The sequence below is a fragment of the Kushneria sp. EE4 genome (assembly GCF_977968315.1).
Genome location: NZ_OZ386212.1, coordinates 1268019 through 1293401, shown reverse-complemented (window position 1 = coordinate 1293401; position 25383 = coordinate 1268019). Strand labels below are relative to the sequence as shown.

General features: G+C 60.9%; 21 protein-coding genes and 1 riboswitch. Of the genes, 7 read left to right on the top strand and 14 right to left on the bottom strand.

Annotated elements, in window-relative coordinates; genetic code table 11:
- The first annotated feature begins 25 nt into the window (after positions 1 to 25).
- The 4 genes from lon to ACXMYO_RS05960 all read left to right on the top strand — a co-directional run bounded on the left by lon (position 26) and on the right by ACXMYO_RS05960 (position 6053).
- The gene (gene lon / locus ACXMYO_RS05975; protein WP_438767433.1) at positions 26 to 2440 is read left to right on the top strand and encodes an endopeptidase La; all 2415 of its coding nucleotides are present in this window, start codon (positions 26 to 28) and stop codon (positions 2438 to 2440) included.
- 173 nt (positions 2441 to 2613) lie between these two features.
- Positions 2614 to 2886 (top strand): nucleoid-associated protein HU-beta, encoded by a 273-nt coding sequence (hupB, locus tag ACXMYO_RS05970; RefSeq protein WP_438767432.1) that lies wholly within the window; start codon positions 2614 to 2616, stop codon positions 2884 to 2886.
- A 212-nt stretch (positions 2887 to 3098) separates the two neighbouring features.
- Positions 3099 to 4937, top strand: coding sequence for a SurA N-terminal domain-containing protein (locus ACXMYO_RS05965; RefSeq protein WP_457808102.1), 1839 nt, complete (start codon positions 3099 to 3101; stop codon positions 4935 to 4937).
- Positions 4938 to 5048: 111 nt separating this feature from the next.
- Positions 5049 to 6053, top strand: a complete 1005-nt coding sequence (locus ACXMYO_RS05960; RefSeq protein WP_457808101.1) for an NADP-dependent oxidoreductase — start codon at positions 5049 to 5051, stop codon at positions 6051 to 6053.
- Positions 6054 to 6113: 60 nt separating this feature from the next.
- Here the strand turns inward: ACXMYO_RS05960 and ACXMYO_RS05955 are convergent, their stop codons facing one another.
- The 6 genes from ACXMYO_RS05955 to ACXMYO_RS05930 all read right to left on the bottom strand — a co-directional run bounded on the left by ACXMYO_RS05955 (position 6114) and on the right by ACXMYO_RS05930 (position 10059).
- The gene (locus ACXMYO_RS05955) at positions 6114 to 6416 is read right to left on the bottom strand and encodes a YkgJ family cysteine cluster protein (RefSeq protein WP_457808100.1); all 303 of its coding nucleotides are present in this window, start codon (positions 6414 to 6416) and stop codon (positions 6114 to 6116) included.
- Positions 6413 to 7261 carry a 6-carboxytetrahydropterin synthase gene (locus ACXMYO_RS05950; RefSeq protein ID WP_438767425.1) on the bottom strand — a complete coding sequence of 283 codons (849 nt, stop codon included), beginning with the start codon at positions 7259 to 7261 and terminating at the stop codon, positions 6413 to 6415. The genes ACXMYO_RS05955 and ACXMYO_RS05950 overlap by 4 nt, the downstream gene beginning before the upstream one ends.
- The gene (gene queE / locus ACXMYO_RS05945; RefSeq protein ID WP_457808099.1) at positions 7261 to 7905 is read right to left on the bottom strand and encodes a 7-carboxy-7-deazaguanine synthase; all 645 of its coding nucleotides are present in this window, start codon (positions 7903 to 7905) and stop codon (positions 7261 to 7263) included. The genes ACXMYO_RS05950 and queE overlap by 1 nt, the downstream gene beginning before the upstream one ends.
- 2 nt (positions 7906 to 7907) lie before the next feature.
- Positions 7908 to 8606, bottom strand: coding sequence for a 7-cyano-7-deazaguanine synthase QueC (gene queC, locus ACXMYO_RS05940; RefSeq protein WP_457808098.1), 699 nt, complete (start codon positions 8604 to 8606; stop codon positions 7908 to 7910).
- A 257-nt stretch (positions 8607 to 8863) separates the two neighbouring features.
- Positions 8864 to 9481 (bottom strand): CBS domain-containing protein, encoded by a 618-nt coding sequence (locus tag ACXMYO_RS05935; protein WP_457808097.1) that lies wholly within the window; start codon positions 9479 to 9481, stop codon positions 8864 to 8866.
- A gap of 77 nt (positions 9482 to 9558) precedes the next feature.
- A complete protein-coding gene (locus tag ACXMYO_RS05930) occupies positions 9559 to 10059 on the bottom strand; it encodes a hypothetical protein (protein ID WP_457808096.1) in 501 nt (166 codons plus the stop codon).
- Positions 10060 to 10258: 199 nt separating this feature from the next.
- Between ACXMYO_RS05930 and ACXMYO_RS05925 the strand changes: the two genes are divergently transcribed.
- Positions 10259 to 10858 (top strand): hypothetical protein, encoded by a 600-nt coding sequence (locus ACXMYO_RS05925; RefSeq protein ID WP_438767419.1) that lies wholly within the window; start codon positions 10259 to 10261, stop codon positions 10856 to 10858.
- A gap of 87 nt (positions 10859 to 10945) precedes the next feature.
- Here ACXMYO_RS05925 and ACXMYO_RS05920 read toward each other — a convergent pair whose 3' ends face one another.
- Positions 10946 to 11542 carry a rhomboid family intramembrane serine protease gene (locus tag ACXMYO_RS05920; protein ID WP_438767418.1) on the bottom strand — a complete coding sequence of 199 codons (597 nt, stop codon included), beginning with the start codon at positions 11540 to 11542 and terminating at the stop codon, positions 10946 to 10948.
- A 158-nt stretch (positions 11543 to 11700) separates the two neighbouring features.
- Here ACXMYO_RS05920 and ACXMYO_RS05915 point away from each other — a divergent pair, with 158 nt between their 5' ends.
- Both ACXMYO_RS05915 and eutC read left to right on the top strand, forming a co-directional pair.
- Positions 11701 to 13092, top strand: coding sequence for an ethanolamine ammonia-lyase subunit EutB (locus tag ACXMYO_RS05915; protein WP_457808095.1), 1392 nt, complete (start codon positions 11701 to 11703; stop codon positions 13090 to 13092).
- A gap of 13 nt (positions 13093 to 13105) precedes the next feature.
- Positions 13106 to 13954: an ethanolamine ammonia-lyase subunit EutC gene (gene eutC, locus ACXMYO_RS05910; protein ID WP_457808094.1), complete on the top strand. Its 849-nt coding sequence runs from the start codon at positions 13106 to 13108 to the stop codon at positions 13952 to 13954.
- Here eutC and ACXMYO_RS05905 read toward each other — a convergent pair.
- The 7 genes from ACXMYO_RS05905 to ACXMYO_RS05875 all read right to left on the bottom strand — a co-directional run bounded on the left by ACXMYO_RS05905 (position 13941) and on the right by ACXMYO_RS05875 (position 24902).
- Positions 13941 to 15470 (bottom strand): cobyric acid synthase, encoded by a 1530-nt coding sequence (locus ACXMYO_RS05905; protein WP_457808093.1) that lies wholly within the window; start codon positions 15468 to 15470, stop codon positions 13941 to 13943. The genes eutC and ACXMYO_RS05905 overlap by 14 nt on opposite strands.
- A complete protein-coding gene (cobN, locus tag ACXMYO_RS05900) occupies positions 15467 to 19351 on the bottom strand; it encodes a cobaltochelatase subunit CobN (RefSeq protein ID WP_457808092.1) in 3885 nt (1294 codons plus the stop codon). Before cobN ends, ACXMYO_RS05905 begins: the two co-directional genes overlap by 4 nt.
- A gap of 37 nt (positions 19352 to 19388) precedes the next feature.
- On the bottom strand, positions 19389 to 20498 hold the full coding sequence (gene cobW / locus ACXMYO_RS05895; RefSeq protein WP_457808091.1) for a cobalamin biosynthesis protein CobW: 1110 nt from the start codon (positions 20496 to 20498) through the stop codon (positions 19389 to 19391).
- Positions 20499 to 20520: 22 nt separating this feature from the next.
- The gene (locus tag ACXMYO_RS05890; RefSeq protein ID WP_457808090.1) at positions 20521 to 20955 is read right to left on the bottom strand and encodes a cobalamin biosynthesis protein; all 435 of its coding nucleotides are present in this window, start codon (positions 20953 to 20955) and stop codon (positions 20521 to 20523) included.
- Complete coding sequence (locus ACXMYO_RS05885) at positions 20945 to 22309, bottom strand: cobyrinate a,c-diamide synthase (protein WP_457808089.1); 1365 nt, start codon at positions 22307 to 22309, stop codon at positions 20945 to 20947. Before ACXMYO_RS05885 ends, ACXMYO_RS05890 begins: the two co-directional genes overlap by 11 nt.
- Positions 22309 to 22875, bottom strand: coding sequence for a cob(I)yrinic acid a,c-diamide adenosyltransferase (gene cobO, locus ACXMYO_RS05880; protein ID WP_457809475.1), 567 nt, complete (start codon positions 22873 to 22875; stop codon positions 22309 to 22311). Before cobO ends, ACXMYO_RS05885 begins: the two co-directional genes overlap by 1 nt.
- A gap of 71 nt (positions 22876 to 22946) precedes the next feature.
- Complete coding sequence (locus ACXMYO_RS05875; RefSeq protein ID WP_457808088.1) at positions 22947 to 24902, bottom strand: AAA family ATPase; 1956 nt, start codon at positions 24900 to 24902, stop codon at positions 22947 to 22949.
- Between the two features lie 197 nt (positions 24903 to 25099).
- Positions 25100 to 25316: riboswitch (cobalamin riboswitch) on the bottom strand.
- Positions 25317 to 25383: the final 67 nt, after the last annotated feature.

Here is a 25383-nt window from a genome sequence, read left to right as displayed (position 1 = left end):
CACACAAGATTCGAGGTTGTCTGCGATGGAGCGTAACCCCGCACAGACGTTAAACATACCCCTGTTGCCACTGCGAGACGTTGTCGTCTATCCGCAGATGGTCATACCGCTGTTCGTGGGTCGCGAGAAATCGATTCGTGCCCTCGAAGCGGCCATGGAATCGGACAAGCAGGTGCTGCTGGTCGCTCAGCGTGACGCCGGTCAGGATAATCCCGAAGTCGAGGACCTCTTCGATATCGGCACGATCGCGAGCGTAATGCAGCTGCTCCGTCTCCCGGATGGCACAGTCAAGGTGCTCATCGAAGGCAGTTCGCGTGCCGACATCGCCAGTATCGACGATGACGATAGTGATGATGGCTATCCCACGGCGAGCGTTACCCTGAGAGAAAGCCAGCCCCTGAACGAGCGTGAGCAGGAATCGCTGGTGCGCGTTCTTCTGGATCAGTTCGAGCAGTATGTGAAGCTGTCCAGAAAGGTACCCAATGAGGTACTGAGCTCTCTTCAGGGCATCGAGGACGCCAGCCGTCTTGTCGATACCATTAGTGCCCATTTGTCTCTCGAGATTGGCGATAAGCAGTCGCTGCTTGAAATGGACAAGGTACGCGATCGCGTTGAACATTTGATGACGCTGATCGAGTCCGAGATCGATCTGCTGCAGGTAGAAAAGCGCATCCGCTCCAGGGTCAAGGAGCAGATGGAGAAGTCTCAGCGCGAGTACTACCTCAACGAACAGATGAAAGCCATCCAGAAGGAAATGGGTGAGCTTGAAAATACGCCCAACGAGGCGGATCAGTACGAACAGAAAATTGCCGAATCCGGCATGTCGGCCGAGGCCGAGGAGAAAGCCCGTCAGGAGCTCAACAAGCTCAAGATGATGGCACCGGCCTCTGCCGAAGCAACGGTCGTGCGCTCCTACCTTGACTGGATTCTGGCGGTTCCCTGGAAAAAGCGCACGCGCGTGCGCCACGATATCAGCCATGCCGAGCAGGTTCTTGAAGAAGACCACTACGGGCTGGAAGAGGTCAAGGAGCGCATCCTTGATTACCTCGCCGTGCAAAAGCGCGTACGCAAGCTCAAGGGACCGGTGCTGTGTCTGGTAGGTCCGCCCGGGGTAGGCAAGACATCGCTGGGTCAGTCCATTGCACGTGCCACCAATCGCAAGTACACGCGACTGGCACTGGGCGGTGTACGTGATGAGTCGGAAATTCGGGGTCATCGTCGTACCTACATTGGCTCCATGCCCGGCAAGGTGCTGCAGCGCATGAGCAAGACCGGTGTGCGTAACCCGCTTTTCCTGCTCGATGAGATCGACAAGGTGGGCATGGATCATCGGGGCGACCCTTCTTCGGCGCTGCTCGAGGTGCTGGATCCCGAGCAAAATGACAAGTTCAGCGATCATTATCTGGAACTTGACTACGATCTCTCCGATGTCATGTTCATCTGTACCGCCAATTCGATGAATATTCCCGGACCGCTTCTGGACCGCATGGAAGTCATCCGTATTCCCGGGTACACGGAAGACGAGAAACTGGGTATCGCGCGGCGCTATCTGGCACCCAAACAGCTCAAGGCCAACGGCCTGAAAAAGGATGAGCTGGTATTAACGGATGAAGCCCTGCTGGAGCTGATTCGTTATTACACTCGCGAGGCCGGTGTTCGCGAACTCGAGCGACAGATTGCCAAGGTTGCGCGCAAGGTACTGCGCGAGCGTATTGGCAATGAGGCTTCGCAGGGCAAGGACGCTACCCAGCATCTGGAAGCTACCGATATTGAACGCTATGCTGGCGTCAGACGCTTCAGCTATGGTCTGGCCGACCAGGCGCATCAGGTTGGCCGAGTAACCGGCTTGGCTTGGACCTCCGTCGGCGGTGAAATCCTCAATATCGAATCGGTTGTCACGCCCGGAAAAGGTCGCGTCAACAAGACCGGCTCGCTGGGCGATGTCATGAAGGAGTCGGTAAGTGCGGCGCACACAGTAGTGCGTTCACGTGCAGCCCTGCTCGGGATCGATCCAGAGCGATTCGAAAAGGAAGACCTTCATATCCACGTGCCCGAAGGGGCAACGCCCAAGGATGGCCCCAGCGCGGGTGTCGCCATGGTAACGGCAATGGTGTCGGCTTATACCAATCAGGCCGTCCGCGCTGATGTTGCCATGACAGGCGAGGTCAATCTGCGCGGCGAAGTCATGCCAATCGGCGGGCTCAAGGAGAAATTGCTGGCCGCCCGGCGCGGTGGTATAAAGATTGCACTGATACCGGAAGAAAATCGCCGCGATCTGAAGGAAGTTCCTGATACCATCAAGGACGCACTGGATATTCGCCCCGTGCGCTGGATCGATGAAGTTCTTGACATTGCTCTGGTTCAAAAGGGCGATGATGATTTTGAAGACAAGCGAATAGAAGAAAAAAATACTTCGCAGGCGTCTGTAAATACTCATTAGGATTATTTTTGAATAATGTCGGCCAACAAAGCCTGAAATGACGGGCTTTGTTGCCAACATTGCTTGACGGTATTTATGGTCGTTGATATAAAATGCGGCTCGTTATGATTGCGTATGCTGTTCGATTGCCGCGCTTAATCCTAGCAACGATTGATATAGTCAAGGGGTGAAGAGTGAATAAATCCGAGCTGATTGAGGCTATTGCTGCTTCTGCAGATATTCCAAAGGCAGCGGCCGGTCGGGCTCTCGATGCCATGATCGATTCCGTTACCGATAGCCTTAAGCAGGGTGATTCCGTAGCACTGGTAGGTTTCGGAACATTCAGCATCAAGGAGCGGGCTGCACGTAGTGGTCGTAACCCGCAGACTGGCAAGACCATCGAAATCAGCGCTGCCAACGTGCCAAGCTTCAAGGCCGGCAAGGCGCTGAAGGACGCTGTCAACTGATAGCGGTGTTACTGCGATGGAAGGCGCGTGTTCAGTTGCCTTCCCTGTATGAGATAAACGCATCGTGAAAACGATGCGTTTTTTTATGGACAGATCCGGTCTGGCAGGACCTTCAGTCAGATACCGGCTTATAGCATGTCGGTTTGCGTCGTGTGTCGTTATAATCCTTCGCCAAACCCATCCATCATCCATCAATTTCAAGGGCCTGCTGCATGCTGCAAAAGATCAGAGATCGGGCACAGGGCTGGATCGCCAGAATCATCGTGGCTCTGATCGCGCTGACGTTTACGCTGTTTGGCGCCGAGTCGTTGCTGAGCTACTTCAATGGCAGTCAGCGTGATGAAGCCGCTTCCGTCAATGGTGAGACAATCAGCCGTCAGACGCTGGATATCGAGGTTCAGCGAGCCGTACGTTCGGGTCGCGTTCCTCCCGAGCAGCAAAACGAAGCGCGACGCGCCATTCTGGATTCCCTGATTACCCGTACCGCCATGGAGCAGTACGCTCGTGATGGCGGGATGAGCTTCTCGGATCAGCAGGTCGATCAGCTTCTGGTCAATCGTCAGGAGTTTCAGGACAGCAACGGTCACTTTTCTGCCGAGCTCTTTCAGAGAAGGTTAAGCAGCGCCGGCTATAGCGCTGAAGAGTTTAGGCGCCAGCTTCAGGAAGACATGCTCACCCAGCAGCTCCAAAACGGGTTGATCGCTGGCACTTTCCTGCTGCCTTCGGAAATACAGCGTCTTGCAGAGCTGCGCTATCAACGTCGGGATTTTCGCTATGCCATGCTGGATGACAGCGCCCTTGACCAGCCGGTCAACGTCAGCGATGACGAGGTACAGGCATGGTATGACGCGCACAGGGAAATCTTCCAGCGTCCCGAAGAGGTCAGGCTCGAATACGTTGTACTTGATCGAAATCGCATTTCGGAAAATGACCAGCCTGTCGACGAGCAGCAGCTTCGCCAGCGTTATGAGCAGCGCCGCGCCACGGCGCCTCGTGAGGTATCAGATATCGTGGTCACCTTTGGTGATGAGCGAACGCGCGCGCAGGCGCAGGAACGTGTCGACGAAATCCAGTCGCGCCTGCAGGGCGGCGACGATTTTGCCGCTCTGGCGAAAGAATATTCCGATGATCCCTCCAGCGCCGATCGAGGCGGGCAGATGGGTACGGTCAGTGAAGGTATCTTTGGCCAACCCTTCGATGAAACTGTTGCTTCCATGGCACCGGGCGAGGTGTCTCAGAGCGTGGAAAGTGATGGTGTCTTCCACGTCATCCGTGTCGACAATATCGATATCGAAAGCTTCGATGACCTGCGTGATGAGCTGGCTCGCGACGTTCGGGAAGAGCAAGGCAGCGAGCGTTTCCAGCAGCTTGCCCAGCAGCTCAGTGATGAAAGCTTTTCGGCCGACGACCTCGAAGGGGTTGCCGAACACCTGAACCTGCCACTCCAGCGTACCGACTGGATATCACGTAACGAGCAGTTTGAAGATGATAATGCCGTGCTCGGCGAAGCCGGTGTCATGGATGCCGCCTTCAGCGATGACGTCCTCAACAATGGCTATAACAGTGAGCCCGTAGAACTGGGGCAGGATCGTCGCGTGGTCGTTCGGGTTACCGAGCATCGTCCTGCTGCCACGCTGGCACTTGATGAGGTGCGTGATCAGGCAACTCGCTCGGCGCTGCAGGAAAAGCGTCGTCAGGCACTTGTCGAGCAGGCCGAACGAACCCTTGCGGAGCTGCAGCGTGGTGAAGCGCCTGAAGGACTTGAATGGCAACAGGCCAGTAACGTGACACGTGATGGCCAGGGAGAGCTGTCTGCCGATTTGATCAACGCAGCCTTCGGCATGCCGCGTCCGCACGACGGACAGCCCGGCTATGGCCATGCACGTTCCGGTGACCAGCAGGTCATTTTCGCCATCGATCGCGTTGATACTGATGTCAGCGATGAACAGATATCGGCCATGTCGGACGGACTCTGGAATGCTCAGGCCGGTCAGACGATTGGTGTCATGACAGATGCAATTCGTAACCACGCCGATATCTCGACAAATTAAATAGTCTGCTATCTTTTTCAGGGCGCAACGCGAGTTGCGCCTTTTTTTGTATCCGTGGTTTATCCACTTGTCGGTTGTCAGTCCCCTATTTTGGGCACGCAGGAGAGTTCCATGACCCAGTCACGCTATTTTACGATCGGGGAACATCCCGAAGGTCTGCCCGAGCGTTCGCTTTTCCAGTTGCAAACCCGTGAGCTTCCCGAACTCAAGGAAGGTGAGGTACGCATTCGCAATCAGTGGCTTTCCGTGGACCCCTACATGCGTGGTCGCATGAGTGGTGTCAAGACCTACGTTGAGCCTTTCAAGCTCAACGAGCCCATGGAAGGCGGGGCGCTTGGAGAAATTGTCGAATCCCGTCATCAGCAGCTGAAAAAAGGCGATCGCGTCATTCATATGGGCGGCTGGCGCGATGTGGCACAGCTTGACGGGGACCTGGTGCAACCCCTGCCGGATATCGATGTACCACCTCAGGCGTTTCTGGGTGTGCTGGGTATGCCGGGAATGACCGCCTGGGCCGGGTTGAATCTCGTTGCAGAGCTCAAGGCGTCTGACACTGTATTGATTTCGGCCGCCAGCGGCGCGGTAGGCTCGCTGGCAGCGCAGCTGGCGCATCAAAAGGGCTGCACCGTCATCGGCAGTGCCGGCAGTCAGGAAAAGCGTGAATGGCTTGAAGCAAGGGGGATCAAGGCCGTTGATCACCACCAGAGCGCCGATGACATCAAAAAGGCACTTGCAGAGGCGGCGCCTCAGGGTGTGGACGTGTATTACGAAAACGTTGGTGGCCCCATGCTTGAGGCGGCCTTCGATGTCATGAATGATTTCGGTCGTATTGCCGTATGCGGGATGATTTCACGCTACAACGAATCATCGCCCTCGGCGGGGCCGGCCAATATTGCAGCGGTGCTGACCAAACGACTGCGCATGCAGGGTTTTATCGTGCATGAGTGGGTCAAGGGTCATGAGCAGACGTTCTATCAGCAGGTTGGCCCGCTGGTGGCCGATGGCAGTATTGAGTATCGCGAAACGGTGGAAGAGGGGCTTGAGAAAACCCCCGACGCTTTTCTGGCTCTGTTTGAGGGAAGTAACGAGGGCAAGATGCTGGTGAAGCTGGACTGATCGTTTAACGTTCAACCTGTGACGCCAGTACTGAACCCGCCATGTGCGGGTTCAGTTATTTCAGGGTGTACTGCCATGTTCAAGGAGCGCAATACTGTGAAGCGCTTCATCACGCGTCCGGCCACAAAGTTCATGATCAAAGGTGAAGTCATGACAGACCTTCGGCCGGCGTGAATCGCCAAACAGCCGACACAGGTTGTCCTCATCAAGCTGAACGCAGCGCGTGCCTGCGGGCTTGCCGTGCGGCATGCCGGGAATGGTAGAGCTGATGGAGGGCGCGATACAGCAGGCGCCGCAGCCCGGGCGGCAACCCTCGTTGTGACTTGTCGCGATCAGCAGATCATGCCCAGCGTCAGCGCTCATGGCGAATTCCGGTTGCCATGAGCGGTCGCAACGGCGCCCTTGTCGATGCCTTCAAAGGCCTGCACGCGAACGCTGCCGCCGTGCAGCGACGCGATCTCTTCTGCCATCCAGTTGGCAATCTGTTCGACCGTGGTCGGCGTTGGCAGCACCTCGGTACGTTCCCTGGGCAAGCGTATCGAAAAGCGCCCCTGTGCCGATTCATAGCCGACATGACAGATATCATCGTCTGAACCGATCAAATCTGCCTGATCGATCAGATAGATGTCCTCGAGTCGCTGTGACCACAGGGTTTCGAGTGCGTCGCTGCGCTGGCCGTTATGCCAGATGGCCAGACGTGAGCGATGGCCGTGTGCAATGCGCTGGCAGTTTCCCTTGTGGCGCCGAAGGCCGTGACTATACGTATAGCCACCGTTGTCATGAGACTCTTCACGCAGCGTCACACGTATCCTTTCAACCTGCGCCGGCGGACGTCTGGACAGCTCGTCCGACAGATAGTCACCCAGGCGTTCAGGCGTGATTTGCTGCCAGGGCAGCAGCGTGTAGGCCTGACGTGGCGCCCGCAGTTCCATGGGCCATGGATGACGGGTTCTGAGGAGCAATCCCTCGGGGCACTCATCCACCCGGATGTCGTGCGCTTTTGCAGGTACCAGCAGGGTATGGTCAACGCCGGCGTCGATGCGTGACTTGATCCAGGGTTTGACATCGCCAAAATCGAACAGCATGCCGTCTTCGCCCAGTGGGCCTTCCAGTTCCACATCAACGTGATAGCTGGCGCCGATCAGTCCACGCTCGGGGCACCATATGGAGACGTCCAGCGCGCTCAGGGCATTTACGAAAAGAATCATCAGTCGATACCTGCAATCTTGTGTGTCTGCAGGGAGAGCCGCCACTGCGGGTTGGCCATGCAAAAGGCCACCGTGTCGGCCATGGTGTTGCCCGTCTCGCCGCGAGGCGCAAGGTCCATGGGCTGCAGAAAAAAGTGATCAAACTCGAGCGCCATGAACCGCTCGGGCATCGCGTCCTGTTGCGGGTAGACCAGCTTGAGCTCGTTGCCCGACAGCTGTTTGAGTTCGCCGCGGCCCTTGGGGCTGACGCAGAGCCAGTCGATACCTTCCGGTGCCGGCAGCGTACCATTGGTCTCAACCGCGATTTCAAAACCACGTTCATGCACGGCCTCGATCAGTGCGCCGTCCAGCTGGAGAAGAGGCTCCCCACCGGTGAAGACCACATAGGGACGCGCATGCTCCGTGTGTTGCGGCCACAGGGCATGGATGTGCTCGGCAAGATCCCGAGCCTTTCGAAACCGTCCGCCGTTTTGGCCATCGGTGCCGATAAAATCGGTATCGCAAAAGCGGCAGATGCTGTTATCGCGGTCCTTTTCACGCCCTGACCAGAGATTACAACCGGTAAAACGACAAAATACCGAGGCACGACCGGCCTGGCCGCCTTCCCCCTGCAGGGTGTAGAACGCTTCCTTGACGCTGTACACGATCAAACCTCCCTGGTGCTAGAGGATTGCGTGCGATAGGGCAGCGGGTCCACAAGGCCGTGTGATGCAAAGGCCTGAAGCCTCTCGCGACAGCTGCCGCATTCACCGCAGGCAAGCGCTTCGCCCAGGTAGCAGGTCCAGCTGTTGGCATAATCGAGCCCCATCTGCAGTCCTTCGGCAAGGATGTCGTCCTTGCTGGCATGCAGATAGGGGGCGCGTATTTCCACGGGGGTATAGTTGGCAATCGCCGCGACATCATTCATGCGCTGAACGAACTCGGGGCGGCAGTCGGGATAGATCGCATGATCGCCGCCGTGTGCCCCGTAGTAGCAGATTTCCGCCTCCAGGTTGACGGCGTGGCCGATGGCCAGAGAGAGCAGAATCATGTTGCGGTTGGGGACAACCGTGGCCTTCATGTTTTCTTCGGCGTAGTCGGCACGCGGCATCTGCTGCGTGGCGTCAGTCAGAGCCGAGGTACCGATGAGGCCCTGAATGGCACGTATGTCCACGACCTGATGTGCTACCCCCAGGCGCTGACAGACCCGGCTTGCCACATCGAGTTCCCGGGCATGGCGCTGGCCATAGTGAAAGGAGAGTGCGTGAACCTCGTAGCCTTCGCGCAGAGCGCGGTGCAATACGGTATAGGAGTCCATGCCGCCGGAATAGATAACGACGGCGCGTGGTGCAGTCTGTTGTGTCATAACGGAGAATTTCTTTGCCGATGAGATCGACGCCCGGGATCCGGTCCGGGCGAATGAGGAGCGGCATTTTAACGCCAAATCGCAAGATTGTCAGTAGCGCTATTTATACCGTTATCTTTTAAAGAACCTGAAATCAGCAATCTTGTCGTCGTTGGCAGAATAATGATTCAGCTATTGAAACAGCCAATGAAGGTGAAAGCAGAAAAGAGAATTAAAAAGGACAGGACCAATAAACGGCCCTGTCCTTTGAAAAAATTCTACAGATCATGGCCCAGAACGACCGAGCGAATGGCCGAGAAGCTGTGGGCCTCGGGCGGGTGATCCAGATCGATGCCCAGCGCGTTGCTCACTTCGCGAGCAGAAATGACGCCACGAATGCGAAGGGTGGTGTTTTCATCATGATCGGTAACCAGAACATGGCGATCCCCTGATGCCTTCAGTGTCTGCACCAGATCACCTACCGTGGCGCGTGCAAGGCGATCATAGTCGATGGCGTGAAGCTCTTCGCGCGGCAGCTTGATCATGTCGACCGTTACATCTTCGCGGGCCAGTGCGCCTTCATGCATGGCGCGCGTCACGGCGCTGCCGCCAAAGAGAATGCGAGCGCTCACGACACCGGTAAATTCGCCCTTGTCATTGATGACCAGCAGCATGTGAATGCTGTTTTGCTTCATCGTCTGCAGGGCATCATCAACGCTGCTGTGAGACGACACGGTAAAGGCGCGTACCTGTTGAAAATCCGTCAGAAGGGCCAGCGCCGGGCTGTCCATGCCCAGCGATGCGGACGCCGTATGATGTCCCGGACGACAGATACTGGTCACACTGTCCATCTCCTTGAGCGGCAGATGGCTATAGGGGGAAGGGGTATTATTCATGAACGTACTCCAGTACATGCCTTGTCAGGCGGCTTTCTCTTGAACATGAAAGGCAGAAAAAATCCGGCCCGGTCTGATTACAGATGGGGCTTCAGATCGCCTCGTACAATATCGACAAAGGTAATGAAGCGGGTATCGCGATCATCATCGCTGCGATCCACCCGACACCCCAGCTGCATGGTGTTTTTGACCAGCAGTTCATCGAAAATTTCCAGCGTCACACCGGTGGCCGGCTTGTCACCCGGCGTGATGGCACCTTCTTCAAGCGTAAAGGTTTCCAAAAGGGTCGCTCTGACACGCGTCGTGCCGCCCTCTGCAATCACGCGACGCACGAACAGCCAGCCTTCGCAGGCAAGCTCTTCACCGTTGTCCTTACGGCGACTGAACAGCGTTCGGTAGCACGCGCCCTCGGACGAGGCCCGCTCTGCCATGCTTTTGTAGGAGGCGGTCATGCGTGTCGCCATGGCACCGGATTTTGCCAGTTTCTGTACGGCACCACGATGCTCCTGATCCAGCTTTTCCTGTTTGGAGAAACGTTGCCAGTGCCGGTATTCCTCTAAGATTGAAGTCACATCCATCCCTGTCGTTGCTGCAAATAGTAATGTCGAAGGCTATCTTGCCGATACATGGCGCTTCTCGCCAGCCCGTCCCCGAAATATGGTCCGTCACGGCCTCGAAATCGAGCGACGATCGACCCTGTATCGGGCAGACCGGCCCGCCATCCGTTACAATCTGTGCATCTGACAGGCTGATACCCATGGAAAGCGGATCAAAACGATGATGAGAAAGACATGGATGGGCGTTGCCGCGCTGGCACTGATGACAGGATGCGTCTCGGGGCAACACATTGTGGATGATCAGGTGGCCGAAAGTCGCGAAATCAACCCGGTTCAGGGTGTAGACGGGGACTATCTGGGGTCCTTTGCCGTACGCAGGCCCTATACCGATGTCACGCCCACACAGCTTGCACAGTGTATTGATACCGGCGTTGAGCAGCAGCAAGTCAATCTGGCATCAAAAAAGCTACGCAATCCGATAGGTCAGAGTGACGACATGGCCTTTAATGCCATGACCGGTGACGCAGGCGGTGAGGTATCCGGAATAACCGGCGTGACGCGTCACGAAGGTCGCGAGCTTGCCTATCGTCTGGAAATACAGCGCATGCCCGAGGCCAACTACTACTACTTTGACCGGCTGGGCGAAGCCAGCGGCGGGCAGGGCGGTGAATTTGTCCCGATTGGTGCCTGGACTGATGCCTCACCCCTGCAGGCCACACAGGGACTGGAAGCCGTCGCCGATCGGGTGCAGTCGTGTCTGGAGCGGGGCGCGATCAATCAGCCCGGTGAAGACGCCACCGGTTGGCAGCCCCAGTCCTGACAACGCTGCCAAAAGAGACAGCCCCAGGTTAGACAAGGGCCCCTTCCATGGAAGGGGCCCTTTTTTATGGGCTAACGACTTTAATGGCTAAAACGCCACGATCTGTTCCAGAAAGCGTGGGCCCAGCGCCGGCTCCATGAGCAGGGCAAAGACGACACCGTAGGCCGCCCCCCACAGATGGGCACTGTGATTAACGTTGTCCCCGCCGCGGCGGCCGGCATAGATCGACCAGCCGGTATAGACGATGGCAAAAACGATGGCCGGTACCGGGATCACCAGTACATACAGGGTGGTCCAGGGGGCGGCCAGAATGAAGGCAAACAATACGGCGGACACGGCACCCGAGGCGCCAAGGCTTCGATAGTTCGGGTCATTTCGATGCGAGAGATAGCTGGGCACGATGGCCGCAATAATACCGCCCAGGTAGAACCCGACAAATCCCGCCACCCCGATGTAGGAGACAAAAAAGCGCTCGATGGCGCGCCCGAAGAAAAAAAGCGTGAACATGTTGAAAAAAAGATGCGCGCTGTTGGCATGCACGAAGCCGTGCGTCACGAAGCGATGGACCTGGCCGCGCGCCACGGCCGGTGGCCAGAACAGCAGCTTCTCAAGCAGCCGATGATTGTTGAAGCAGGGCAGGGAGACCGCACAGGTCACCGCAATGATCAAAAGCGTCAGCGTCATGCCTTTCTCGCGTTGAGGATGAGATGCGCTCGATCATAGCGCAGTGCACCACGCCATGCCTGTTTCCCCCGCCACGTATCCCGATGGGCAGCCTCTATCGGTCTCGTTTATGCTGAAAGTCGCCATCACGACAAGATCAACAACGAACGGAGGTGCGCATGAGCGGCTATTACCATGATATCGGTGACAAACGTTATCGCTTCGAGAGCCTGAAAGCGCTGATGGCCTGCGCCACGCCCGAGCGCTCCGGCGATCAGCTGGCGGGCATCGCGGCTCCGGACAGCGAAACACGCGCCGCGGCGCAGCTGGCGCTGGCAGAAGTGCCCCTGAGCCGCTTTCTCGAAGAGATGCTGGTGCCCTACGAAGACGACGAGATCACGCGTCTGATAATCGATGGCCATGACCGAGCGGCCTTTGCGCGCGTCGCTCACATGAGCGTGGGCGAGTTTCGCAACTATCTGCTCTCCCACGAGGTCGACAGCGAGACGCTGGCGGCCCTGTCGCCCGGTCTGACCCCTGAAATGGTCGCCGCCGTTGCCAAGATCATGCGCCTGCAGGATCTGGTGCTGGTGGGGCGCAAGTGCCGCGTAGTGACTGCCTTTCGCAATACGATCGGTCTTGAAGGGCGGCTGTCGACCCGGCTTCAGCCCAACCATCCCACGGATCACCCCACCGGCATTGCGGCCAGCATTCTCGATGGACTGTTGTACGGCAACGGGGATGCGGTGATCGGTATCAACCCGGCCACTGACAATACCGGTGCTGTGGTAACGCTTTTGAAGATGCTTGATGACATTATCCATCACTACGAGATCCCCGCCCAGAGCTGTGTGCTCACGCACGTCACCACGGCTATCGAGGCCATCAAGCGCGGCGCGCCCACCGATCTGGTCTTTCAATCCATTGCCGGCACTCAGGCGGCCAATCAGGGCTTTGGCATCGACCTGGCGCTGTTACAGGAAGGTCAGGACGCGGCCCTGTCGCTGGGGCGCGGCACGGTGGGCAACAACGTCATGTATTTCGAAACGGGGCAGGGCAGCGCGCTGTCGGCCGGCGCGCATCATGACGTCGATCAGCAAACGCTCGAGGCGCGGGCCTACGCCGTGGCGCGTCGTTTCAATCCGCTGCTGGTCAACACGGTGGTGGGCTTTATCGGCCCGGAGTACCTGTTTAACGGCAAGCAGATCATGCGCGCGGGCCTGGAGGATCATTTCTGCGGCAAGCTTTTGGGCGTACCGATGGGCTGCGATGTCTGTTACACCAACCACGCCGAGGCCGATCAGGATGACATGGACGTTCTGCTCACGCTGCTGGGCGCCGCCGGCTGTAACTATGTCATGGGCATCCCGGGCTCTGACGACATCATGCTCAACTATCAGACCACCTCCTTTCACGACGCCCTTTACGTGCGCGAGGTACTGGGCCTGCGCGCCGCCCCCGAGTTTGAAACCTGGCTTGAGAGCATGGCGATCACCGACCGCCATGGTCGGATCATCGTGGATCAGAGCCTGCCGGCTCCCTTTGCTCATGCCCTGACGCGGGCGCACTGACCGGAGAGGTCCCATGACAGACCATTCATCAAACCCGACGGAAACCGACGCGACGAGCGTGGTAATCACCAATCCGTGGCAGCAGCTCAGTGAGTACACTGATGCCCGAATCGGGCTGGGGCGCGCTGGCGGCAGTCTACCCACCGCCCCGCATCTGGCCTTTCAGCTGGCCCACGCTCAGGCGCGCGACGCCGTGCATCTTCCCCTGGACACCGAGCAGATGATGGAGTCGCTCGAGTCGCGCTTTGAAAGCGTTGTGCGCCTGCACAGTCAGGCCGGGGACCGCGGCGAGTATCTGCGCCGGCCCGATCTGGGGCGCCAGCTCGATGAGGAAAGCCTTGAGCGGCTGGAGTCGATGAACGTTGAGCAGTGTGATGTGTCGATTGCGGTCGTCGATGGTCTATCGGCGCGTGCCATTCACGAACACGCCGCCACGCTGCTGGATCATTTGGTGCCTGAATTTGAAGCGCGCGGCTGGTCCGTGGGGCCGGTAGCACTGGTGGAGCAGGGGCGTGTGGCCATCGGCGACCCGGTTGGCGAGGCATTGGGGGCGCGCATGGGACTGGTGCTGATCGGGGAGCGCCCGGGGCTCAGCTCGCCGGACAGTCTGGGCGTCTACTTTACCTGGGGGCCGACCCCGGGCCGGCGCGACAGCGAGCGCAACTGTATCTCCAACGTTCGCCCGCGGGGACAATCGTTTGACGCTGCTGCAAAGCTGATCCTGTATCTGCTCGATGAGGCCAGCCGCCGTGAGGTCTCCGGCGTCGAGTTGAAGGATGACTCCCAGGTGGATTCCGAGCTCGGCGACGGCAGTCAGGGCAACTTCCTGCTGCCAAAGGATCAGGCGTCTACCCCGGAGTAACCGGATCGAGCGGTGCCGGCACATCATCCGCCAGCGGCCAGCGCGACCAGTCGATGGCCGCCTCGACGTGATCGGCCAGCCGGTCGATCTCGGCCATGCGATGGGCGTCGTAATCAAAGGGCACCGGCGCCGCAAGCCCGGCCCATTCCAGCAGCACGTTCAGCGTGGCCGGGTGGTCGAACACCCCGTGCAGATAGGTGCCCAGAATCCGGCCATCCGCGGAAAGTGCGCCGTCCAGCCGGCCGTCATCGAGGGCAAACACGCCGCGGGCCAGCCCGTCACCCAGACTTTCACCGACGTGGATCTCATACCCCGTGACGGGTGCGCGCGTCTCTCCCTGCCGACTTTCCAGCAGGCAGTGCCCCGTGACCCGGCGCAGCTGTTTGATGGCCTTGAGCGTGGTAGAAAGATCCAGCCAGCCCAGCCCCGCGCTATCACCGGCGGGGCCTTCGACACCCTGCGGGTCATCGATGCGCTTGCCCAGCATCTGATAGCCGCCGCAGACACCGATGACCCGGCCACCGTAGCGCAGGTGTCGGGCCAGCACTTGTGACCAGCCCTGCGCGCGAAGCCAGTCCAGATCGGCGCGCACGTTCTTGCTGCCTGGCAGGACGATCAGATCCGCCGCGTCAAGCTCATCCGGGTGACGCACAAAGCGCACGTTGACCTGCGGATGCAGGCGCAGGGCATCAAAGTCCGTGTGGTTGCTCAGGCGCGGCAGCAGAATGACCGCAACGTTGAGCCCGTCCGCCGCCCCGGTGCTGTTGCCAGCGCGGGACAGGCCGTCTTCGGCTTCCAGATGGAGATCCTCGAGCCAGGGGATGACGGCCAGCACCGGCTTGCCGGTACGCGCTTCGAGCCATTCAAGGCCGGGTTTTAGCAGATTGATGTCGCCACGAAATCGATTGATGACCAGTCCCACGACCCGCTCGCGCTCCGAGGCGCGGATGATATCCAGCGTGCCCACCAGATGGGCAAAGACACCGCCGCGGTCGATATCGGCCACCAGAATGACCGGGCAGTCCACGGCCTCGGCAAAGCCCATGTTGGCCAGATCATGCTCACGCAGGTTGATCTCGGCGGCACTGCCGGCGCCTTCGACCACGACCCGGTCGTAGTCATTACAGAGCCGGTCATGGGCGGCCACCACCTGTTCCAGCAGCCGGGGCTTGTAGGCGTAGTACTCGGCGGCCTTCATGTGGCCGATGGCATGCCCCGCGACGATCACCTGAGAGCCCTGATCGCAGGTGGGCTTTAACAGCACCGGGTTGAAATCGACATGGGCGTCCACTTCCGCGGCCATGGCCTGCACGGCCTGGGCGCGGCCGATCTCGCCGCCCTCCACGGTGACGGCGCTGTTGAGCGCCATGTTTTGCGGCTTGAAGGGGGCGACCCGGCGCCCGCGGCGCGTCAGAATGCGGCAGATGGCGGTCACCAGCGCGCTCTTGCCGGCATCCGAGGTCGTGCCCTGGACCATCAGGGTGCGGGACGCCCGGAAACGATCTGTCTGACTCATGACGCGCGCTCCTCCTGTTCGTCGATGCCCAGCAGCAGATCACGCAGTCGCGTCTGGTAGTCTGCCGGAGACTGCCACAGCCCGCGGGCGATGGCGTCCATCAGCGTTTCGCCCATCTCCTTGAGCGCCTGCGGATTGTGATCGTTCAAAAAGCGCTGATTGTCGGCATCCAGCACCAGCGCATCGGTAATCTGCTCGTACTGATAGTCACTGACCAGCGCGGTGGTGGCGTCCCAGGCAAACAGATAATCCACGCTGGCCGCCATCTCGAAAGCGCCCTTGTAGCCGTGGCGCTGCATGGCGCTGATCCATTTCGGGTTGGTCACGCGCGAGCGCATGACCCGGTTGAGCTCTTCTTTCAGGGTGCGCATGCGTGGGCTTGCCGGGTTGGCATGATCGCCGAAATAAAGTGCCGGGGTGGCGCCCTGCTGGCGAGCGGCGGCGTTCATGCCGCCCTGAAACTGGCTGTAGTCCCCCGAGTCGAGCAGGTCATGCTCGCGGTTGTCCTGATTCTGGACGATGCCCTCCAGCGTTGAGAGCCGCTTTTCAAAGGCCGCCATGGCAGGCTCGCCCTCGACTCCCTTGCCGTAGGCGTAGCCGCCCCAGTTGACGTAGGCGCGCGCCAGATCGGCTTCCTCCTGCCAGTGGCCGTTGTCCAGCAGTTTCTGAACGCCGGCGCCAAAGGTGCCCGGGCGGGCGCCGAAAATGCGAAAACCGGCCTGGCGGCGCGCCGTGGTCTCATCGACGCCGTCAGCCAGCAGTGCGTCGCGCCGGGCCTCGACGTTGGCGGCGATGGTGTTGCCGTTGCCCGGCTCGTTGAGATCGACGAGTTTTTGAACCGCGCTGTCATAAAGCGCGATCAACCCCGGGAAGGCGTCGCGGAAAAATCCGGACACCCGCAGGGTCACATCCACCCGCGGGCGGCCGAGCAGAAAGCCGGGAATGATCTCAAAATCGATCACCCGCTGGGAGCCGGCGGCCCAGATCGGGCGTACGCCCATCAGCGCAAAGGCCTGGGCGATGTCATCACCGCCCGTGCGCATGGTGGCCGTCCCCCACACCGACAGCCCCAGGCTTGTCGGGTAGTCACCGTGCTCCTGCAGGTGGCGCATGATCAAGGCATCGGCCGATTTTTGCCCCAGTGTCCAGGCGGTTCTGGTGGGCATGGCGCGGCTATCCACGCTGTAGAAGTTGCGCCCGGTCGGCAGCGTGTCGAGTCGGCCGCGGCTGGGCGCACCGCTGGCGCCCGGCGGCACGAATTGACCCGACAGGCCGTCCATCAGCGCCGAAAGTTCGTTCTCCACGCTCTGGTGCAGCAGTGGCAGCAGGGTCTCGCGCATGAAGTCGATCACGGCCCGGGTCTGTGGCCAGTCATCATCACAAGGTAGCCCGGCATCGGATGACAGCACGTGCTGCTCGATCAGCTGTGCCCCGAAAATCTCCAGGCGTTCCCGGGTATGGGCCGAGCTGCGCCAGGTACCAGCCTCCAGGCTGGCCAGCCTTTCAGGCCATGGGCCCTGCCAGGGCCAGGCCTCGAGCGCCAGTGGATCAAACTCTTCGTGCACTTCGAAAAGGCCCAGATCCGCGGCCATCGCCTGCAGAAGGCTGCGCTCATGGGGCTGACTGCCGCGCGACAGCCGCACCAGCGCCATCAGCGTATCGCGCAGCGAGTCGTGTTCCGGCAGCTCGCCGAGCACATGCAGGCCGTCACGAATCTGGGCCTCCTTGATGTCGCACAGATAGTTGTCCAGCGCGTCCAGCAGGGTCTGATCGTCTTTCAGCGCCTCATCAATTGAAGGCCGGTCGCCGCTACTGGCCGAAGGCGACAGGCTGAGCTCTTCGAGCACATGGGTGTTGCGCACCCGCTCGATGATCGCCTCGCGCAGGAACTGCTCGCGGCGCTGATCGAGCCCAAGGGCCTGGTAATACTCATCGGTGAGCCGCTCGAGCTCGGCCAGATCGTCATGGATGCCGGCACGCGTCATGGGTGGCATCAGGTGGTCGATGATCACTGCCTGCGTGCGGCGTTTGGCCTGGGCGCCTTCACCAGGGTCGTTGACGATAAACGGGTAGAGATGCGGCATGGGGCCGAGCACGATATCCGGCCAGCAGGTCTCCGACAGCGCCGTGCCCTTGCCGGGCAGCCACTCGAGATTGCCGTGCTTGCCGACGTGAACGAAGGCGTCGACGCCATAGACGTGGCGCAGCCAGAAGTAGAAGGCCAGGTAGCCGTGGGTGGGCGGCAGGTCCGGGTCGTGATAGGCCGCGTTCTGGTCGATATCAAAGCCGCGCGCCGGCTGCACCCCCACGAAGGTTTCCCCCAGCCGCATGCCGGCGATCATCAACCGTTTTTGGCGATACAGCGGATCGTCTGTTGGCGCCCCCCAGCGTTCGATGACGGCCTGCTGGCATGCCAGGGGCAGCCGGGCGAAATGATGCTCGTAGTCGGCCAGCGCCAGGCTCTGTGATGCGGGTCGGCTGTCCATATACGCGGCGTCGTTGGTCACTGTCTGGGTCAGCCACTCGATCAACGCCGTCGGGTCATGGGGCAGGGCGTCCGTGACCGGATAGCCCTGCTCGCGCAGGCGCTGCAGAATGTTGAGCGTCGAGGCGGGCGTATCGAGCCCAACGCCGTTGCCGATACGCGCATCGCTGGAAGGGTAGTTGGCCAGCACCAGCGCCACGCGCTTGTCCTGATTGGGTTTCTCGGCAAGGCTGACCCAGCGCCTTGCCAGTTCGGTGACAAAGCGGGCACGTTCCTCATGAAGCGCGTGGATCACGATATCGTGCTGACAGCGCGTGGAGTGATAGTGCGCCGACTTGAAGGCAATGGGGCGGGTGATGATACGCCCGTCCAGCTCCGGTAGCGCCACCTGCATGGCGATATCGCGCGGGCGAAGGCCCATGGGTTGGGTTTGCCAGTCCTCGAGCGTGGTCCCCACCATGATCAGTTGCAGGATGGGGATATGGCGCGTCCAGGGGTGTTGATAGCCGGCATGGTCGGCATCCGTGCTGGCGGCCAGGGCAAAGCCGGTCGTGTTGAGCATGATGGATGCATGGCTCTGCTCGATCAGCGCATCGAGCGTGTTCAGGCAAAACGACTCCTTGAGCGAGGCCACGGCCACCGGCAACACGTTGAATCCGCCTGCCTCGAGAATGTCGATCAGGCCATCGAAAACGCTGGTATTGCCCTGCTGCAGATGACTTCGATAGAACACCAGCGCCGCCACCGGACGCCCCGGCTGCCAGCGCGTCTGAAGGTGTGACAGCGTCTCTCGTGCCGGCCGGGCCTCTGTCTGGTCGCTGCCGGGCACATGCAGCACGACCCGCGGCAGCGGGTGAGGCTCACGCCACGCCCTGGGGCGTTCCAGAAAGCGGTCATCGAGCCAGTCGAGCAGGGCGCGGGTATTGTCCGGGCCACCTTCACGCAGGTAGCGCCACACCCGATGGGCCTGTTGATAGCTGACCGTGCCGGCACTCAGCAGACTCTCGTCCTCGACATCCTCGCCGGGCACGACGATTAGTGTGCGACCGCTGCACTGTGCCCACTCCTTTAACTGCTCGAGGCCATAGTCCCAGTAGGACGCGCCGCCCAGTAATGAGAGCACCACCACGCGGGCACCATTGGGGGCCTCATCGCCGCGCTGATCCAGTACTCGGTCGCGGTAGAGATCAAACGCGGCCGGCTTTAACAGGTTCATCCAGTTGGCCAGGCGAACGCTGGTCTCGCGGCCGGCCTCATCGGCCTCGATCACGGTGGCCAGCAGGGCCAGTGCGCTGTCGGCGGCCGACAGGATCACCAGTTCGGCAGGCGATTGACCAAGATCGACAATGCCGTTGTCATCGCTGAACCCGCCGGGCTGGGCGGCGAAAAGGTGCATGACGCATGCTCCGCTATAGGGCTTTCGGGTTTTGAACTCAGCTGACGCGTTCGTGCTGCTCGGCCTCGGACAGGGCGCGCTGCAGACGGTCACGATCCAGATCCTTGCCGATCACCACCAGCCGGGTCTGGCGCGTCTCGTCGCTGCGCCAGGGGCGGTCAAAGTGGTGAGTAAGCCGGTTGCCCACGGCGTGCACTACCTGGCGCATGGGTTTGCCGACATCGACAAATCCTTTCACCCGATAAATGGTCTGCTCGGCGAGTTCCTGCTCCAGCGCCTGAACCAGCATCTTGCTGTCCACGCTCGCCAGGGTGATGACACAGGAGTCGAAGTCATCATGGGCATGGTGATGCTCGCGGCCATGGGCATGATGATCATCATGGTGGGTATGAATGTCATCGGCCCGGCCTTCAGAGGCCAGCTGCATGCCCATGACTGCCGCTACATCGACTTCGCCGTGGGTGGCCCAGAGGGTTTTGACCCGCTCGGGCAGCTCGCCGCGCAGCTGCTGTTCGAGCACGCGCCGCGCTTCATCGTCCAGAGCATCGCCCTTGCTGATGATGACCAGATCCGCCGAGGCGAGCTGATCATCGAGCAGCTCCTGAAGGCTCGGGTCGTGATCCAGGCTTTCGTCGGCCTGACGCTGCGCTTCGATACGTTCGTGATCATGGGCGACCCGGCCGGCAGCGAGGGCCGGGCCATCGACCACGGTGATAACGCTGTCCACCGTGCAGAACTGCTTGATATCCGGCCAGTTGAAGGCCTGTACCAGCGGCTTGGGCAGGGCCAGGCCCGAGGTCTCGATCAGGATGTGATCGATCTGGTCGCGGCGCTCGACCAGCTTTTGCATTACAGGCAAAAACTCTTCTTCTACCGTGCAGCAGATACAGCCGTTGGCGAGCTCGAAGACACCCTGTTCGCGCTCGACGACCTCGTTTTCCTCGCAGGCCTCGAGCTGGCAGCTGCGCACCAGTTCAGCGTCGACATCCAGCTCGCCGAATTCGTTGACGATTACGGCGATACGCTTGCCGCCGGCATTGCGCAACAGATGCGAGAGCAGGGTGGTCTTGCCGCTGCCGAGAAAGCCGGTCACCACGGTGGCGGGGATCTTGTGCAGCTCGGGGCGTGAAGATTCGATAGGGGACATGAGACTCTCCTGATGATACGGGTTATTCGGTAAGGGCCATGTAGGATGCCGGCGTGGCCAGTGCACAGGTGGCGCTGGCGCACTGCTGGCGATTGATGAGCAGTCGGGCCGTCGCGCCGGTGTACTGGCGAATGGCGGCAAGGGCGGCGGCTTCGGCCACGCCGGGCACATCATGCACACGGCGGGTTGTCTCGCTGACCTGGCTCATGTCGGGTTCGCTTTCCCGTAAAGCCTCTTTTGACAGCGCGATCAACGGGCAGTGACACGCCCTGGCCAGCGAGGTGATGGCGGTCTCGTGCTGGCGGCCTTCAAGCGTGGCCACCAGCGTGATCTGATCCGGCTGCAGCCCGACCAGGGCCAGGGTTTGCACAGCCAGCGTCATGAGCGCCTCCGGCGGACAATCACTCCGACAGCCCACACCGAGGGCAATCGGGCCCCGTTCGGGCTCATTCGGCATGCTGATATCGCTCAACATGGGCCGATGGCGTTGGTATTGCTTCCCCGCTCAGCAGCATGGCCACGGCGGCAGGATTGGAGGGGAAGAACAGGTGCAGATAGCTGGCGGTCAGTCGACCGCGGCGAAAGATTGCCTCGCCCGGTGCCGGGTGGCTGGCACGACGGCCATACGCAATCGGTTCCAGCGTATCGTGGCTTTGGGAGTGATGATGCGCATGGCCGCGAATCTCGCCCTCCGGCAGAGGGGCGCTCTGCATGCCCTGACAGCCGCGTTTTGTGCGCATCTCGCCGTGACCGGGCAGCACGTCGGCCATGGGGTGGCAGATGCCGTCCTGGTCGGTCAGGGTCTGCTGCAGATAGAGCATGCCGCCGCACTCGGCCAGTATCGGCAGACCGCGCGCATCAAGGTGTCGAATGGCCTCGCACATGCCTTGATTGGCGCCCAGCGCCGCGGCGTGCAGTTCCGGGTAGCCGCCCGGCAGCCACAGAGCATCGAGGGCCTCCGGCAGGCTCGTGTCTGACAGAGGCGAAAACCAGCAGAGCTCGGCCCCCATGGCTTCCAGTAGTCGGGTGTTGGCGGCGTAGATAAAGCTGAACGCTGCATCCCTTGCGACACCGATACGCTTGTCGGCCAGCGCGCGAGGCGGCGTGTCGATCGCCTGCGGTTCGAACGCTACCGCTGGGGGCAGCTCGGTCAGGGCCTGGCCTTCGAGCAGATCGGCGGCAGCATCGAGTCGAGCATCAAGGGACAGGCTGTCAGGATCTTCCGCCTCGCCGGGCTGGATCAGCCCCAGATGGCGTGAAGGCAGGGCAAGTCGCGCCTCTCGGGGCATGGCGGCCAGTAGCTGGACATCGTTGGGCAGGCTGTCTTCGATCAGTTGGCGGTGTCGCTCGCTGCCCAGGGCGTTGGCGACCAGACCGTGAAAGCGCATCTCCGGGCGGTAGCGGGCCAGCCCCAGGCCGATGGCCGCCACGGTCTGCGCCATGCCGCGGGCATTGATGACGCAGGCCACCGGAATATCAAACGCCACTGCCAGATCGGCACTCGATGGCGTGCCGTCATACAGCCCCATGGCCCCCTCGATCAGAATCAGGTCGGCTTCACGGGCGGCGCGATACAGCTGTTCGCGGCAGAAGGTATCCCCGGCCATCCACAGATCCAGCGGTTCCACCGACGCGCCCGAGGCCTGCGCCAGTATCTGGGGGTCCAGATAGTCGGGTCCTGTCTTGAAGACCACGACTCGGCGGCCCTGGCGGCTGTGGTAGCGCGCCAGCGCGGCAGTGATAGTGGTCTTGCCCTGGTTTGATGCCATGGCGGAGAGAAAAAGTGCCGGGCAGTACGCGGTATCTGACATCAGTATTCGATCCCTGCCTGCGCCTTGACGCCGAGCCGGAAGGCGTGACGCTCGTCGTGAATGACGCTGATGGTATCGGCGATCTCCTGAACCTCGCGCGCCATGGTGCGCCCGGTAATCATCACGTTCTGGTGCGTCGGGCGCGCCTGGAGAGCACGGGCGACCTGCTCGGCGTCGAGATAGCCGTACTTGATCATGTAGGAAAGCTCGTCAAACAGCAGAAAGTGATACTGGTCATCGGCAAGCAGGCGTTCTGCCAGCGCCCAGGCGTCCTGTGCTGCCTGACGTTCTCGTTCGGGGTCGCGCACTTCCCAGCTGAAGCCGTGGCCCATGACATGAAAGTCGACCTGCGGGTGTTCGTTGAAAAAAAGGTACTCGCCGGTGGCGCGCCGCCCCTTGATGAACTGGATCACCGCGCAGCGCTGACCGTGGCCCATGGCGCGGGCCATGGTGCCAAAGGCCGAGCTGCTTTTGCCCTTGCCGTTGCCCTTGAGCACGATCAAAACACCGCGTTCCTGATCGGCATTGGCAATACGCTCATCGACGATGCGCTTTTTGGTCGCCATGCGCTGCTGATAGCGGCTGGTGTCCTGATCGGCGTTGTCGTCACTATGGTTGTCATCACTGCGGTGCGGACTCACGGTGTTCTCCCGGGCGCTGTCGTCGTATGGGGGCGGGGGGATGTCGGGGCCGGTGTGCTGTCGGTCAGATCACTCAGGCCATGGCAGGCGGCGCCAAGCGTGGTGGCCAGTTCCCGCGCGCGGCCCAGCGTTTCCCCTTCAGGCTCGCAGTCCACGAGATGGGTGTCGCAGGCGAACGCCGCGATATCCAGATCGTCGCGACTGCGGGCATCGGTGAGTATCCAGAGACTGATGGTCAGATCCGGTATCTGACGTGTGAGTCGCGACAGGCGCTGACGGGTGTCATCAAGGCTGTGTCGCAGGGGCGTGCCGCCACCCGGGGTGATCTGTTCCAGCAGGGAAACGATCGTACGCGGGGCCTGTCGCGGTGACATGACTTCGGTGATACCGTCGCCGCCCAGCGTCAACAGCATCAGCTGCTCGCGTGCCAGATAGGCGCCAGCGGCGAGTCGCTCGACCAGTGCCATGGCCCTTTCAAGCTGACGCGCGCGCTGCTGTCCACCCTGACGGCTCAGGCTGGAGCCGGAAATATCCAGCACAATGCAGGTGAGCCTGTCAGAGCGGCGTCGCTCACGGCGCCGGATCAGACTCGATGAATCGATTGCTGGCCGCCCATGAGCGATGATCGCTCTGCGCAGGCTGCCGGGCCAGTCGATGCGCGCTCGACCAATGGCGTGACGCCCCCGGGTTTGTCCCTTCGGCTGGTTAATGCGCGCTGGACGTTTGATAGGCGGGAGCTGGATGGACTGTTCGCCGACAGCCTTCAGGGCAGGTGAGCTCTGACGAGATGCCAGACTGCCCCAGTCGCCGTCGCGTTTGTCACCACGATTCTCGTCAGACGCCTGAGGCTCGCTGTTGTCGGAGGAGGATGACGGTGGCGCAGTAGCATCGGTTCGGGGGGCCGAGGCATCGCGACTCGAGGTAAGATCAGGTCGGCTCGGCGCATCGGGTGGCGTACGACGCCCCTGATACCCGCAAGCGGGTTCGCCTTGTGAAGAGGCACCGTCCGGGTCGGGTGTTTCGTCCTCGTGGTGGTCACTGTTGCCACTGTTACCGGTATTGCCCCCCTCGGAAGACTGTGTCGCGGCCCATTGGGGCGCTCGATGCGCCATGACCAGCGGTGCCAGCGTCTCGATATCCTCGAGTGTGACCGTGTTACGCCCCTGCCAGGCGGCGTGGGCGAGCGCGCCACGCCGCCAGGCCAGATCGGCGCGAACGCCTTCCACGCCGGCCTCGACACAGCGTGTGGCAATGACGCGCGCCAGCGCCGATGACAGGGTGACGGTGGTAAGCTGCTGACGGGCGGCAGACAGTCGCTTGCACAGCTGCGCCTGCTCGTCCTGCCAGGCCGCCAGAAAGGCCTCCGGGTCATGATCGAAGGCCAGCCGGCGCTCGACAATCTGCAGGCGTTGTTCGATATCCGGGGCAGGATGGTCCAGTACGGCCAGGCCAAAGCGGTCCAGCAGCTGTGCTCGCAGCTCGCCTTCATCGGGATTCATGGTGCCGATCAGCAAAAAGTCCGCCGGATGCTGATGGCTGATGCCGTCGCGCTCGACATGGTTGATGCCGCTGGCGGCCACATCGAGCAGCAGGTCGACCAGCGCATCGGGCAGCAGGTTGACCTCGTCAATATAGAGCACGCCTTCATGAGCGCGTGCGAGCAGCCCGGGCTGGAAGGCGACTTCACCATCGCCCAGGGCTCGCCCAAGATCCAGCGTGCCGGTCAGCTGGGCTTCGTCGGCGCCCAGCGGCAGTGTGATCAGTGACGAGCGGGAAAAGGGCAGCAGCTCGGCAAGGCTGCGTGCCAGTGTGGATTTGGCCGTACCGCGCGGACCGCTGACGAGCACGCCACCCAGACGCGGGTCCAGTGCGGCCAGAATCAGCGCAAGCTTGAGGCGTTCATGGCCGGTAACGGCCGCGAAGGGAAACAGAGAGCGTGTGGCGCAGCTCATGCCACCTCCGCAAAAGTAGCAGGGCGTGGCAGTGTCACATGACAACGCGGCGCTGCTGGACGATGAGTGGCGGCGTCAGTGACCGCAGCGGCTGTCGGCAGGGACGGCCACCTGATAAAAAAGTACGTCAATTGTGAGCTCCTGCGTATCGACCCGTACGCGCGGCAGTCATTACTGATGATGCCGTGAGCATCACCACCCTGTATTATCGCCGGGCCGGTCTCCGGGCTGACGAGCTGGCGGACATGTATCCTGCCGGGTTGAAGCACCTTCCCGACCATAAGGGTCAGTGGTCACGCCAGAGGCGTCTGCTTCAAACCACTCGATTACCGTTGCGGGGACAGCAGTGAACTTGCATCACTTTCCCGATTATTCCGTGCACAAACACGGGCACCCGAGCGCTGCTCATCGTGGGCCGGGGCAATGATGGAGTCAAGTCCGACACCGCGCGGCGCCCGGGCCTTTTGATCCCGCTGTCGTA

What these genes read in the sequence shown, in the direction of transcription:
- lon (WP_438767433.1), top strand. Translation starts at nt 26, where the DNA reads ATGGAGCGTAACCCCGCACAGACGTTAAACATACCCCTGTTGCCACTG.
- ACXMYO_RS05965 (WP_457808102.1), top strand. Translation starts at nt 3,099, where the DNA reads ATGCTGCAAAAGATCAGAGATCGGGCACAGGGCTGGATCGCCAGAATC.
- ACXMYO_RS05960 (WP_457808101.1), top strand. Translation starts at nt 5,049, where the DNA reads ATGACCCAGTCACGCTATTTTACGATCGGGGAACATCCCGAAGGTCTG.
- ACXMYO_RS05955 (WP_457808100.1), bottom strand. Translation starts at nt 6,416, where the DNA reads ATGAGCGCTGACGCTGGGCATGATCTGCTGATCGCGACAAGTCACAAC.
- ACXMYO_RS05950 (WP_438767425.1), bottom strand. Translation starts at nt 7,261, where the DNA reads ATGATTCTTTTCGTAAATGCCCTGAGCGCGCTGGACGTCTCCATATGG.
- queC (WP_457808098.1), bottom strand. Translation starts at nt 8,606, where the DNA reads ATGACACAACAGACTGCACCACGCGCCGTCGTTATCTATTCCGGCGGC.
- ACXMYO_RS05935 (WP_457808097.1), bottom strand. Translation starts at nt 9,481, where the DNA reads ATGAATAATACCCCTTCCCCCTATAGCCATCTGCCGCTCAAGGAGATG.
- ACXMYO_RS05930 (WP_457808096.1), bottom strand. Translation starts at nt 10,059, where the DNA reads ATGGATGTGACTTCAATCTTAGAGGAATACCGGCACTGGCAACGTTTC.
- ACXMYO_RS05925 (WP_438767419.1), top strand. Translation starts at nt 10,259, where the DNA reads ATGATGAGAAAGACATGGATGGGCGTTGCCGCGCTGGCACTGATGACA.
- ACXMYO_RS05920 (WP_438767418.1), bottom strand. Translation starts at nt 11,542, where the DNA reads ATGACGCTGACGCTTTTGATCATTGCGGTGACCTGTGCGGTCTCCCTG.
- ACXMYO_RS05915 (WP_457808095.1), top strand. Translation starts at nt 11,701, where the DNA reads ATGAGCGGCTATTACCATGATATCGGTGACAAACGTTATCGCTTCGAG.
- eutC (WP_457808094.1), top strand. Translation starts at nt 13,106, where the DNA reads ATGACAGACCATTCATCAAACCCGACGGAAACCGACGCGACGAGCGTG.
- ACXMYO_RS05905 (WP_457808093.1), bottom strand. Translation starts at nt 15,470, where the DNA reads ATGAGTCAGACAGATCGTTTCCGGGCGTCCCGCACCCTGATGGTCCAG.
- cobN (WP_457808092.1), bottom strand. Translation starts at nt 19,351, where the DNA reads ATGCACCTTTTCGCCGCCCAGCCCGGCGGGTTCAGCGATGACAACGGC.
- cobW (WP_457808091.1), bottom strand. Translation starts at nt 20,498, where the DNA reads ATGTCCCCTATCGAATCTTCACGCCCCGAGCTGCACAAGATCCCCGCC.
- ACXMYO_RS05890 (WP_457808090.1), bottom strand. Translation starts at nt 20,955, where the DNA reads ATGCCGAATGAGCCCGAACGGGGCCCGATTGCCCTCGGTGTGGGCTGT.
- ACXMYO_RS05885 (WP_457808089.1), bottom strand. Translation starts at nt 22,309, where the DNA reads ATGTCAGATACCGCGTACTGCCCGGCACTTTTTCTCTCCGCCATGGCA.
- cobO (WP_457809475.1), bottom strand. Translation starts at nt 22,875, where the DNA reads ATGGCGACCAAAAAGCGCATCGTCGATGAGCGTATTGCCAATGCCGAT.
- ACXMYO_RS05875 (WP_457808088.1), bottom strand. Translation starts at nt 24,902, where the DNA reads ATGAGCTGCGCCACACGCTCTCTGTTTCCCTTCGCGGCCGTTACCGGC.